This window comes from Sulfuricurvum kujiense DSM 16994 (assembly GCF_000183725.1).
Taxonomy (GTDB): Bacteria; Campylobacterota; Campylobacteria; order Campylobacterales; family Sulfurimonadaceae; genus Sulfuricurvum; species Sulfuricurvum kujiense.
Map to the genome: position 1 here is coordinate 1,643,967 of NC_014762.1, position 12,961 is coordinate 1,656,927.

10 protein-coding genes and 1 pseudogene are annotated in these 12,961 nt (G+C 43.8%); 7 read left to right on the forward strand and 4 right to left on the reverse strand.

Annotated elements, in window-relative coordinates; genetic code table 11:
* Positions 1–112 precede the first annotated feature (112 nt).
* From SULKU_RS08210 to SULKU_RS08225, 5 genes are all read left to right on the forward strand, one after another.
* A complete protein-coding gene (locus SULKU_RS08210) occupies positions 113–1,345 on the forward strand; it encodes an HD domain-containing phosphohydrolase (RefSeq protein ID WP_013460491.1) in 1,233 nt (410 codons plus the stop codon).
* Complete coding sequence (locus SULKU_RS15020) at positions 1,338–1,505, forward strand: hypothetical protein (protein ID WP_013460492.1); 168 nt, start codon at positions 1,338–1,340, stop codon at positions 1,503–1,505. Before SULKU_RS08210 ends, SULKU_RS15020 begins: the two co-directional genes overlap by 8 nt.
* Positions 1,506–1,569: 64 nt before the next feature.
* Positions 1,570–2,289 (forward strand): helix-turn-helix domain-containing protein, encoded by a 720-nt coding sequence (locus SULKU_RS14775; protein ID WP_013460493.1) that lies wholly within the window; start codon positions 1,570–1,572, stop codon positions 2,287–2,289.
* A 14-nt stretch (positions 2,290–2,303) separates the two neighbouring features.
* Positions 2,304–3,638: a diguanylate cyclase domain-containing protein gene (locus SULKU_RS14455; RefSeq protein WP_013460494.1), complete on the forward strand. Its 1,335-nt coding sequence runs from the start codon at positions 2,304–2,306 to the stop codon at positions 3,636–3,638.
* A 32-nt stretch (positions 3,639–3,670) separates the two neighbouring features.
* Positions 3,671–4,423, forward strand: coding sequence for a class I SAM-dependent methyltransferase (locus SULKU_RS08225; RefSeq protein ID WP_013460495.1), 753 nt, complete (start codon positions 3,671–3,673; stop codon positions 4,421–4,423).
* Here SULKU_RS08225 and SULKU_RS08230 read toward each other — a convergent pair.
* From SULKU_RS08230 to SULKU_RS08240, 3 genes and pseudogenes are all read right to left on the reverse strand, one after another.
* Positions 4,420–5,673: a diguanylate cyclase gene (locus tag SULKU_RS08230; protein ID WP_172633604.1), complete on the reverse strand. Its 1,254-nt coding sequence runs from the start codon at positions 5,671–5,673 to the stop codon at positions 4,420–4,422. The two genes, SULKU_RS08225 and SULKU_RS08230, sit on opposite strands and share 4 nt — an antisense overlap.
* Before the next feature lie 29 nt (positions 5,674–5,702).
* A complete protein-coding gene (locus SULKU_RS14460) occupies positions 5,703–8,636 on the reverse strand; it encodes a hybrid sensor histidine kinase/response regulator (protein ID WP_013460497.1) in 2,934 nt (977 codons plus the stop codon).
* Between the two features lie 3 nt (positions 8,637–8,639).
* Positions 8,640–9,448, reverse strand: a pseudogene (locus SULKU_RS08240) (phosphate/phosphite/phosphonate ABC transporter substrate-binding protein).
* 114 nt (positions 9,449–9,562) lie between these two features.
* Between SULKU_RS08240 and fliK the strand changes: the two are divergent.
* Together fliK and SULKU_RS08250 are read left to right on the forward strand one after the other, a co-directional pair.
* Positions 9,563–11,026 carry a flagellar hook-length control protein FliK gene (fliK, locus tag SULKU_RS08245; RefSeq protein WP_013460499.1) on the forward strand — a complete coding sequence of 488 codons (1,464 nt, stop codon included), beginning with the start codon at positions 9,563–9,565 and terminating at the stop codon, positions 11,024–11,026.
* On the forward strand, positions 11,023–11,274 hold the full coding sequence (locus SULKU_RS08250) for an EscU/YscU/HrcU family type III secretion system export apparatus switch protein (protein WP_013460500.1): 252 nt from the start codon (positions 11,023–11,025) through the stop codon (positions 11,272–11,274). The genes fliK and SULKU_RS08250 overlap by 4 nt, the downstream gene beginning before the upstream one ends.
* A 13-nt stretch (positions 11,275–11,287) precedes the next feature.
* On the opposite strand, the gene SULKU_RS08255 is transcribed toward SULKU_RS08250, so the two are convergent.
* Positions 11,288–12,913 carry a methyl-accepting chemotaxis protein gene (locus SULKU_RS08255; protein WP_013460501.1) on the reverse strand — a complete coding sequence of 542 codons (1,626 nt, stop codon included), beginning with the start codon at positions 12,911–12,913 and terminating at the stop codon, positions 11,288–11,290.
* Positions 12,914–12,961: the final 48 nt, after the last annotated feature.

Below are 12,961 nucleotides of genomic sequence, written 5' to 3' on the forward strand. Positions count from 1 at the left end.
TTCCATTTTATATATATTTATTCTAGCCATTTTCCTTATAAAATAGTATAAAGATTCGGCTTTTTACCTTTTTACGATAGACTGATTAAGAACAAAAAACGAAGAAGAAACAATGATATATAACGTCAATCTGCGGGAAGTTTCCTACGCACTTTCCGAGGCGCTTGATTATGTCGGAATTGATGACACGATGCACGGTAAACGGGTCGCATTTATGTCTGCCGAAGTTGCCAAAAAACTGGGATGGAGCCAGTCTCGTATCGACGATATCATCATGTTGGGAATGCTGCATGACTGCGGAGTCTCATCGACCGACGTTCACAGCCATCTGGTCAATGAACTCGATTGGAATAATTCCCAGGTTCACTGTCTTCGCGGCTCTTCATTACTCGAAAAGGTAGGGATATATCACCGGTATGCTCCCGTCATTTTATACCATCATACCCATTGGGATCAGTTTGCGGTCGATATTGAGGATGAGATTAGAGAACATGCCAATCTGATCTATCTGACCGACCGAGTCGATGCGCTGCGTGTACAGCTAGGCGATGCGAGCAACGTTGAACGACATAACATCGCTTCGGTAATCCAAAAATACAGCGGAACGATGTTTTCGCCTGAGTTGGTGGATGTTTATCTGGAGGCTTCCTCATCCGATTCATTTTGGTTTTATATGGAAGCAGAAGCGCTGAATGAATATTTTAGCGAATGGATCGAAGCGGGAAAAAATGATGCCGTCCCCTTTGAGACACTTAAAAATATAGCGATGATGTTCGCGAGCGTCGTCGACGCCAAAAGTACATTTACCTCAGAGCACACTTACGGAGTCGCTTCGTTGGCGCGATATCTCGCAAAAAACTGCAATCTGCCGATCGAAACACAAGAAAAGATTGAGCTATCCGCATTTTTTCATGATTTGGGGAAATTGCGCGTAGCCGATGAAATACTCCACAAAGCCGGACCGTTGAATGATGAAGAGCGTTCGCATATGAACCGGCACGGATTTGATTCGCAGATGATTCTTCGAAAAATCAAAGGGTTTCAGGATATTGCCAAAATCGCTTCAATGCATCATGAAACACTTGATGCCAAAGGGTATCCCTATCATCTCAAAAGCGAACAAATCCCGATTGAGGCACGTATTCTGACCGTTGCCGACATTTTTCAGGCACTGGTGCAGGATCGTCCTTACCGCAGCGGGCTGAATACAACAGAAGCGTACGGCATCATTCTAAAAATGGGGGATGAAAACAAGCTCGACCGGGATATCATCGCTGTCCTCTCCCGGCATTTGGACAAATGCTATGATCTGGCATTGCATCCCGTTTCTCATCTCGATGAATAAAGTAAAAAACGCTCACGAAGCGCCTAACCATCTTGATTCAATCGCAGACGTTTTTAATCGGATCTGGTATTTTTCAGAGGAGTATAAAAATTTTGTTATCCGCCATATCCATCATGATCTTGCACTTGCGTCGGACGATACCCTACTAATATTGAATTAATCTGATACTAAAATATTTTACAGCACAAGACACTTTAAAGACACTTTTGGATTACAATAGGGATATGAATACTCACCATACAATCAAACTTTGTGACCGATGCTATTGGGACACCATTTCAGAAACCGTTGCATTGCACCATGAAATCGTGCCATTAACCTCTAATATGAAAAAACTTCTTAAATTGCTGATTGCCAATTACAATAAGCCGATCAGCAGTGTCGACATTTTTTTGCATGTATGGGATAGCTATGAACAAGAATATACCCCGAGAAATGTTCGCAATTTAATCAGCAATCTACGTAAACGCCTCCCGTGCCTCAATATCGTCAACTATTACGGCGGAAGCTATATGTTGAAGAAAAATCGCGAAAGCCATCCCGTCTTTGCCGATCATCTGATCGAAATCCTCGATCAATCTAAAAACGGTATCACCATCTCCGATCCTTCCCAGCCTGACAATCCGGTTATCTACATCAACCACGCGTTTGCTAATGCATTTGGCTATTCCCCTGATGAGATTATCGGTAAAAACTGCCGATTTTTACAAGGGGATGATCGGGATCAACCCGCTCTCGAAGAGCTACGCAAAGCAATGAAAGAGCAAACCGATGTCACGGTAATATTACGTAACTACCACAAATCGGGTGAGCTAATCTACAACGAAGTGACTATCAGTCCCGTCTTCGATAAAAAAACACACAAGTTGAAATATTATATAGGGGTCCAAAAAGATGTCACCTCTGTCCAAAAATTGATCCAGCAAATCAAAGGGATGATTTAACGCGATGGGGATCTATGCTTAAACAATTTTCACTCCTCTACATCGAAGAAGACGAAACAACCGCCCATGCTTTTTTAAGTGAATTCGAGAAGTTTTTCAACAGTGTCTTTATCGCCCGTAGCGCTGAAGAGGGGATCAGTATTTTTGAAATTTCCCATCCCGATATGGTTGTCACCGATCTTCAGCTATCGAGTCTGGATGGCTTGGAATTCATCAAACGGTTACGTGCAATCGAATCAAAAGTTCCCATCATCGTTAACTCCGCTTTCAACGACCCCCATTTGCTCCTCAAAAGTATCGCACTGAGCGTAAACGATTATATTTTAAAGCCGACCAATACAAACCTGATGCTTCAAGCATTGAGAAAAGCGGCCCGTATTTTAAGTTATGAAAAATCGCTGGCACGCTCCCACAAGATGATGCAGACAATTATTGATGAGATTCCCGATCCGATCATGTATATTGAGCTTGATATGCGGGTGAAAATGATGAACAAAGCCGCCAAAGCACTTGGGGGAGAAGGGTTAACGGAGCTTTATCCCAAATGCAACAAGATTTCAGATGAGACCAGCGGCGGATGTTCGAACGGTTCTCACCCTTGCCCGATAAACGATATTATAAAAACGAAATCTCCTACTACCGTACGTCACGTACATACCGATAAAGAGGGGAAAAAACACCATATCGACGTCCACGCAAAACCGATTTTCGATCATGACGGGGCAATTGTCGCCTATCTTGAAATCAGACAGGATATCAGTGCCTATTTGGATGTCCAAAAGCAGTTAATCCTCGAGACCAAAAAACTCACCCATCTCTCTATGCACGATTCACTCACCCAACTGCCCAATCGTCGCCTTTTGGAAAATAGAATTAACCATGCTATCGAACAGAAAAACCGTTCCGGCGGAGGGTTTGGGATCTTTTTTATCGATTTAGACCATTTCAAAGAGATTAACGACTCGTTAGGGCATTTAATCGGCGATGAGCTTTTAATACAAATCGCTAAACGGATACAAAAAGTGATCCGTAAGGCAGATACTATAGCCCGCAACGGAGGCGATGAGTTTGTCCTCATTATCGACAGCGGAGCCTCCGATGCCCATTACGCGACGGTAGCCGAAAAAATACTAAACCTCTTTCAAGAACCTTTTCGCATCGACGGATATGAGATCAACAGTGCATGCAGTATCGGCATCAGTATGTTCCCTAAAGATGGACAAAGCGTAGAAACGCTTCTCCATCATGCCGATATTGCCATGTATGCTTCCAAAAAAGCGGGACGTCAGCAATTTAGTTTTTATCACTCGTATGAATCTAAACAAATTTATCCTATGATTCAAGATTAAACTCAAACAAATAGTTAGTAGGTATGACCTTGATGAAATCCGATATTCTGAATCACTTCGATACCATTGCCGAGGTTTTTAATCGGATCTGGTATTTTTCAGAGGAGTATAAAAACTTTGTTATCCGCCATATCCATCATGACCTCGCACTGACTTCGGACGATACCCTCGTCGATATCGGCGGTGGGACGGGAACCTTTACCCGCCGCCTGAAGGATGAGTCAGGGGCTATAAAGGCGTATTGTGTCGAACCCTCCCGCCCTATGTGCGATGAAGCGGAAAAGCTGGAAAATATTACCGCCCTTTGCATGGATGCGCACACCTTTATGTCGACCGAAATCCCTTTTTCCAAACTGCTCCTCAAAGAGGTCATTCACCATATCGATAACAGAGAACGTTTCTGGCAGAGGGTGTACTATCAGCTTCCGGATAGAGGAAAACTCCTCATCATTACCCGTCCCCAACATACTGCATTCCCCCTTTTTACTTCGGCAAAAGCCGCATTTGCACGCAACCAACCGCCGTATGAACTCTTTGAGTCCCAGCTCAAAGCGTGCGGTTTCGATGTTATAAGCGCAAAACGGAGTCATACGTTCACCCTCCCGAAAGAACACTGGCATGAGATGCTTCGCCACCGTTTTATGTCTGATTTGGGGATCTTCAGCGATGAAGAGATTGAAGAGGGGATAAACGAAATCGACGGAATCTATAGTGAAGAGACAATCGATATTATCGACAATCTCATCTTTATTACCGCAACAAAGCAGAATGGTAAACCGGTTTAACCTTTGTATTCAACAACACGGTTTCGCCCGCTCTTTTTAGCTACATACAATGCTTCATCCGAATGTTTCAAAACCTCTTTGAACGTTTCGTCGTTTAAATCGAATACCGATACTCCGAAGCTGCAGCTTTTGTATCCTATGACGTCAATCGGATGTGTTTCAATCGAAACTCTCAGCTTCTCCGCCAGATTATAAGCTTCCAAACTGGAGGTATGGGGACAAATAATTAAAAACTCTTCTCCCCCCCAACGCCCCAAAATGTCAGTCTCTCTGATATTTTCGGATAATATTTGAGAGATGGAGACCAAAACATTATCTCCCACATCGTGCCCGTAGGTATCGTTTACCTCTTTAAAATGGTCAATATCAATCATGATGACCGCAAAAAGATGATGATAGCGTTTTGCCCGCTTAATCTCTTTGGCAAAACTGCTTTCAAGATACATCCGGTTATGCAATTGCGTCAGCTGATCGGTTACCGATATCTCTTCTACCCGCTTTTTATCGGTGATATTTTGACTGATCGATGTATATCCGATGTGATTTCCCAAGTCATCGACAATCGGATAGATCAACGTGTCAACCCAGTAAAACGATCCGTTTTTGCTCCGATTTTTGATCTCTCCCTGCCACGTATCCCCCCGGCTTATCGTTTCCCACAGTTTTACGAACAAAGATGCCGGCATATCCGGATGTCTTAAAACACGGTGCATTTTCCCGATAATCTGCTCTTTTTTGTACCCTGATATCTTGCAAAACGCATCGGAAACTTCGGTGATTTTTCCCGCTAAATCCGTATGGGAAATAATAATGTTTTTATCGATAAGAACCATTTGGCTCTCAACCGTTTTAGCGTATTTCTGGCTTTTTTCCAGTGCACGATTGAGCGCATTTTTCAAATTGAACATCTGCAGCGTATTTTTTATCCGGGCGAGAAGCTCCTCTTTTTGAAACGGCTTGGAGACAAAATCTACCGCACCCGCTTCAAACCCCTTTATGATACTCTCGCTGTCATGTTTCGCCGTTAAAAAAATAATAGGAATTTGGAAGGTTTCAGGGATCTCTTTCAGCCGTTTCGCGACTTCAAAACCGTTCATTCCGGGCATCATGATATCGAGTAATATCAAATCCGGTTTCGGGTCCAGAGAGACGATTTGGAGTGCTTTTTCGCCGTTGGTAGCGACCAAAAGATCATACTCGTGATTTAAGATTTCGGCAACGATAGAAATATTTAGAGGTTCATCGTCCACGATTAAAATTTTTTGCCTGTTACTGTATTTCATCCGATTGAACCTACTATGTTTTGAAGCATACGCAATGCATTGTCATACTGATATGAATTCAAATATTCTATCACTTTTTTACGTGAATCCGCATCGGATATTTCCGATAACATCCGTTCAAGCAACACAATCCGTTCTGAGTCAATGACTGCCGATTGGGCCAGGTCCTCCATTACGGCATTGATAGTCGTTTTAATCTCATCAGGCGTGTACGATTCATTCATCTCATCGGGAACTCTCTCCTGATAGAAAGAACGTATCGCCTCAATCACGTCATGTATGGCGGCAATAAGTCGGAAAGTCAATCCTTCGATCTCTTTCGCATCATCGGAGTTTTCAATATCGTTGACGAGCGCATAGACTTTGAACATCGAAAGGTTCCCGCTTGCCCCTTTCATAGTATGGATCAAATGTTTAAAAGGGGCCATTTTCAGATTTGAAAAATCAATACGCGATTCAAAGTTCTCGTATTCATTGCAAAAATAGAGCAGATACCGTTTTATCTTTTCGCCGTTGTTCCCGATACGATTGCTTAACTCTTTCAGATCAATCCCCTCTATCGTCCCGAAGATTTCCTCATGAGCAATCACATTTTTCTTATTTTCGGAAAAATCATAGCCCCTCTGCCGAGGTTTGATCCAACGGATAAGCACCTCTATCAAAGCGTCGTAATCGACAGGTTTGCTCAAATGTTCATTCATCCCCGCCGCAGAAGTAAATTCTTTGTCTTGCTGCATTACAGCGGCACTTAACGCTATGATGGGGACATCTTTATACTCAGGGATCGCTCTAATCGCTTTTGCGGCTTCAAATCCGTCCATTACCGGCATTTGCAAATCCATCAATATCAAATCGTAAAGGTGCGATTGCGCCTGTTCGACCGCCTCTTTTCCATTGGCCGCTACATCTACGATCAAATCTGCGTTTTCGAGCATTTCCACGACAACGATCTGATTAATTCCATTGTCTTCGGCAAGCAAAATTCGCGCACCCCTGATATCATCTACATCCGATTGGGATCGGGCCGTTTTTTTCTCAAAAGATCGGTAGACCGATGATCTTATTTTTCCGAAAACCGTCGTAAAAATAAATCGGCTCCCTATCCCCTCTTCGCTTTCTACCCATATATCACCGCCCATCATCTGCACAAGCTGTTTAGAGATGGCCAGCCCAAGCCCTGAACCGCCGTATTTACGGGTAATCGACGTATCCGCCTGGGAAAACTCTTGAAAAAGTTTATTTTGCGCTTCGGCGTTCATCCCTATTCCCGTATCTTCCACGCTAAATTGCAGACGAATATCCTCTTCATTTTCATCCGTTGATATCACTCGGATACCGATATGTCCCGATTCGGTAAATTTGACGGCATTGCCGACCAAATTGGTCAAAATTTGTGTCAAACGGAGCGCATCACCGATCATGACATTCTCATTTAGCTGAATATCATAGGTAAGTATAATCCCTTTTTGAACCGCCTGAAATTCAAAAAGACTCATGATATTTTGGATAACGTTGTTGAGTTCAAAGGGTTTATTTTCCAAATCAAATTTTCCCGCTTCAATTTTTGAATAGTCGAGAATATCGTTAATAATATCCAGCAAAGCATGGGAAGAGAGGTTCGATTTTTCGAGAAAATCGCGTTGTTTCGGTTCCAGATCGGTTTTCAGGACCAATTCGGTCAATCCGATAATACCGTTGAGCGGCGTTCGGATCTCATGAGACATATTGGCCAAAAAGTCGGCTTTCGCTTTTGCGGCCGTTTCAGCCGCCTCTTTGGCTTTTTCCAGCTCTAATTGGCGTTCTTTTTGTTCCGTAATATCAATGCCGATCGTCGTAACGTACTGCATTTGCCCTTTTTCATCGAGGACCAGAGCGTTTGACCACTCGAACATCCGTTCTATGCCGTCTTTGGAGACCCATGCATTTTGAAAACTTCGGGTAATCGTCCCCTTCCGTGCATTACTAATAATATTGACGACTTTGTCGTGCATCTCCGGCGGAAGAAATCTTGCCCAGAAATACGGTTCTGAAGCGATTTCTTGCTGCGTAAACCCGGTAAAACGTTCTCCGTAAGGATTAATATTGATCATTACCCCGTCCCGGTTTAACATCGCAATAATGGCGTTGGCGCTTTCAACCAATGTCTTATTGATGCTTTTTTCAAAAAGCAATTTGTTTTCAAGCTCATTTCGCTGGATAATGTCCTCTTTGAGTTTTGCCACCACACCGTTTAATGTCTTGTTCCGTTCTATAATTCGTTTATGCATATGATGCAGTGTCTTGGATAGAACCGCAATTTCCTCCCCTGTCGTTTCGCTATTTACACTCTGGGCATCTTCATCTTTCGCAATTCTTTGAGCATAAAAGGTCAATTCATTCAACGCGTTTGTCAGCTTGTGTCCGATAATGTAAGAGACAAGAGTGCTGATCGTCATCTCTATCATGATCAGCAATAATGTCAAATCCCTGTTATCGTCGATAATCTTCAAACTATCGGTTATTTCAAAGAGGATCTTCGCCTCGCCGATTTGCTCGTTATCGATCTTAATCGGTGCGGATACCAGCCTAAAGACCCGTCCGTTTTTCTCTATATTTCCCGATAGGGTATCAAATCGGTCAAGATTGATTTGCATATCAGTGCTGACATTACAGAGCAGACGCTGTTTTTTATCAAGTATTTTGACTGCGACAATATTTTTCAACTTTACAAAGCTATCTGCTTGATTGTCCAATGCCCCCAAATCATAAACGATTAACGGCGTTTTGGCCATTTCGGTAAAAAGGGCCGTTGCCGTTTCGATTTTCTCTTCTATCAACGAGTGTGAGAGCTTTGAAAGCGACATAAAATTGAAAAAGACGATCAAAGAGATAAAAAGGAGTTCTATGCTTAAAAAAGCGAGGATAAAACGGTACCGGAAGGACAGACGCATTCATTACTCTTCAATCGAAGACATGGAATGGGCGAGACCGCGCACACTGTCATACTCGCCGTCATCCGTTTTTTTCAAACGCTTCATACTCAATGAGATAACCAGTTCCTGAGGCATTTGCAAAAGCGCGTTTTCCATTTTTTTCTTCAGGTTCTTAGAGAGAGAACGGTGAAACGCGAACGGATGGCTGGGATAGGATCTGGTTCTATAGATTATGAGGAGAGAATCTTTTGACTTTTTGTCCTGCAAATCGTTAAATGTCCGCTCGATTCCCCCCCCGCATCTCCGATTTTCCGTGCTACCCCTTTATAAACCGACTCATGGGAGTTTACATAGCGGTATTGTTTCTCTTTATTAATGTCTATGTTGTATTTTTTGAGTAGCTCATATTTTACAAGAAGCGTTGCGGCAAAAGCATCGGGAGCAGGGAACAGAAACTCTTTCCCTTTTAACATCGAAATATCGCGTATACCGTCCTCTTTTCGGACGACTACGATTCCCACCACATTTTTCTCATCGCGGATTAGCGCATCATACCCTTCCCGTTTATGGGCGATTACATAATGGTATGGACTCATATAGGCTATATCGTACCCGCCGTTGTACACTACTTTCTCAAACTCGGGGATCGAGTGCTCGACTTTCAGCGCTATTTTCTCTCCCGTACTCTTTTCAAGATAATTGATTACAGGCTGCCATTTTTTGATCACTTCCATCGAACTTTGCTGAGGAACGACACCGAACTTCAGTACGTCCGCATGGCTGATACTCATGAAAAAAGCGTGCATAAAAAAAAGTGCGATATAGTGCATCTATGCCTCTCTGTCTCTCTAGCTATAAATGATTATATCACGCTAAAGCCCGATCTAAACGCATATCGTCTAAGAAATAAGTTTTTTTTGCACGGCTGTGTTATTATTTTCCCTATGATACATTTGTCTCCCGAAGCACGTCTCAGCATCATCCTCCCCAACACCAACAAAGCCCTCTCCGAGGCGATAAAAAATGCCACTCCCGAACAGCTCGAAACGCTCAAAGAGGGAAAAGACATCAAATCCCTCCTCACCTCGGTATTTCAGGACAAAACAACCGCTTCGAAATCGGACCAGAGCCTCCTTGATCTGCTGAAAAACTCTTCGGCGTTTAAAAATATGGGGAATTTCAGCGACAGCCTGCAGACGCTCGTCAAAGAACTTAAAACGTCTCCCGATACGGCACAGAAAAGTGCCGTTTTTGAACATTTTCTCAAAAATATAACAACGATCGATCCTAAAAATCTCAAAAACCAAATCACATCCAGCGGCGTGTTCATGGAGTCCAAATTTGCTTCGGCCCTGCAAAAAATGCCCGATCTCATCCAGACACTCGAACAGATCAAAACAGTTCTCGCAAAAATTCCCAAAAATGACGCACAAACCCTTCTGAGTAACATTACGGCCCTTTTGGATAATCCCGTTTTGTCCAAAGCCGCCTCCCATCCCCAAAGTGCATTCCAGCTCTCTGAGGGGCTGAAGAAAGTGTCCGATATCCTGCAGAGCCTGATTGCCAAAAAAGATCCCCTCTACTCCGCGGAAGTCACGGCCCTTACTCAAAAGCTTGAGCAGACAGCTGCCCTCTCGGAGATCAGAACTACCCTCTCACAGCTGTACGGAGCACTGTTATCGAGCAAAACCCCCGATACAGATGCTCTTCTGGATTCCATTGAAAAACTTCTCAAAAATATTAACAATTCCCCTGCCGAAGAGGTTAAAACGTTTGCACAGCAGCTTCGCAATGCGCAAGAAGGCGATACGGCCAAAGAGCTCCCGCCTCTTATCACCAAACTCGGAGAGTTCACGAATCCCAAAGAACTTGTTATTGAAACCTTTCTCAAAGAATCCATGGCGGATGATTTAAAATCCAATCTTCTCTCGTTGCACGAAGAGTTGAGCAAATCGGACGATCCGTCCGCTCAAAAACTTTTGGAACATACCGACAAGCTCCTCACCCAGATCGATTACCATCAGCTTCTCTCCCATCTAGGCTCGTCCAATTCGATCTATTTCCCTTTCGCATGGGATCAGCTCCAAGAAGGGACATTGGCGTTTAAAAAAACGAAAGAAAAAAAATTCTACTGTGATATCCATCTGAAACTCAAAGAGTTCGGCGAACTCGATCTTATGATGGCCCTATATGACGATAATCAGCTCGACATTCAGGCACATACCGAAAAAGCGGAGCTTAAAGATCTGATATACGAAAATATCGCCGAACTGCGTTCCCTTCTCATCAAATCGGGTCTTACCCCCCGTTCTATCCGGATATATGAAGCGACGGAAACCAAAACACCCCTCAATGATACGTATCATTCTTCTGAGGGATCGGATATGGGATTTGAGGTAAAAGTATGAAAAAAGCGGTGGCCCTGCGCTACGACCGAACGAAAGAAGATGCTCCCCGCGTCGTCGCAAAAGGAAAAGGTGCAAGTGCGGAAAATATTATCAAAATAGCCGAGCTCCACAATCTCCCCATCCACAAAGATGAAGATCTGGTCGAACTCTTAAGTAAGGTAGAACTCGATAAAGAGATCCCTGAAAAGCTCTATGTCGCCGTTGTCGAAGTATTCGGTTTTATTTATAAAATCACCAATCCGCGCTAAATCGCTTCAGCGTTTACGCACGAAAACGGCCTAAATTCTGATTGAGCCCCTCCGCCACTTTATACAGATGCTCTGCCGTCGTCGCAATCTCTTCGACACTCCGTGCATTAGCTCTGGCCAGTTCGTTGATTGCCGCGAGTCTTTGCGAAATCCCTTCAATCTCTTTTGTATTCACGTCTGCATCTACGACCAGTTTTTTAATCGCTTCGCTCGTTTGATTCACGACACCGGACGTCAGTCCGATCCGCTCGCCGACTGTATGCGATTTTTCTCCGAGTTTTTCAATACTTTTGGCATTTTTCTCCATCTGTACCGCCGCTTCTTCGATAGAAGAGACGATTAGGGAAATCGTTACGTCGGTTTGGGTCAAACTACCCTGCGTCCGTTCAGCCAATTTTCGTACCTCATCGGCAACAACGGCAAAACCTCGACCGTGTTCTCCTGCCCGTGCCGCTTCGATCGCCGCATTCAGTGCCAATAAATTGGTCTGATCGGCGATATCGCCGATAACGGATAAGACTTCTCGTATTTGGCGTGCATTATTCGCCAGCTCGTGAATTTTGCTTGCAAATTGCCCTTCTACTTCCACGCTGTGATTGATCATTTCTATCATCGCTATCAGCTCATCTCTGGAGACACGAAGCATTTCACTGGCCTCAACTACCTCATTGCATGTCGTTTCGTTATCACGTTTTGCTCGAACCAAATGGGAAATAATTTGCTCCGTTGTACGATAAATCGCATCCAGTTGGCTCGATTCATCCTCCATACGGCGCCCGATAGCCATAGAGGTGTTTGAAAGTTCGGTCGCCACCGACGCATTTTCATCCGATGCCCCTTTCGCATTTTGAACCATGGTTTGAATTGCCGCGATAAAAGCGTTAATCGATCCGGCGGCTTGTGCCGGTTCATCCGATCCATTGATCGCTAAACGCTTTGTCAAATCCCCGTTCCCGCCGGCAAGCTCTTCGGCCATAGCCTGCATCAATGAAAGTTTATTCCCGATGGAACGCTGTATCGCAATCAGCAATCCCGTCATAATCACGATTAACAAAGCGATTCCGATCCCTTTTTTAATCACCACATCTAAAAACTCATCGTTAACGTCATCTACATATACACCCGTTCCGACGATCCATCCCCATGCAGGAAATGCACGGACAAACGTCAGTTTCGGCAGCGGAGTCTCCGAATCGGGTTTCGGCCACATATACGAGACATATCCCTCTTTGCTTTCTTTGGCTACCTGAGCAAATTCGACAAAAAGCTGTTTCCCCTCCGGGTCTTTTATATCGGAGAGATCGGTATTGTCCAATGCCGGCTTGATCGGATGCATGACCCCCTGCACCTGATTATTCAAAATAAAAAAATACTCTTTTTCGTTATAACGAAGTGCTTTAATATGTTCTTTTGCCGCATCCTGTGCCTGCTTCAGATTCATTCGCCCGGCATTTACCTCACCTTCATAGTAGGAAAGAAGGGAACTGACCGTATCGATCTGAGTAGTGAGCATCATTTTTTTGGCTTCCATCAGTTCGTGTTTCGTTGATACAAACGAATCAACCGTGATTACAATGACCGCCAATGAAACCATCAGCGAAACCAGCATCAATTTGGTTTTAATCGTTATCTTATCCATTGCTACATCCTTAACGAAGATTTGTATAATTTTTACGCGAATTATAAA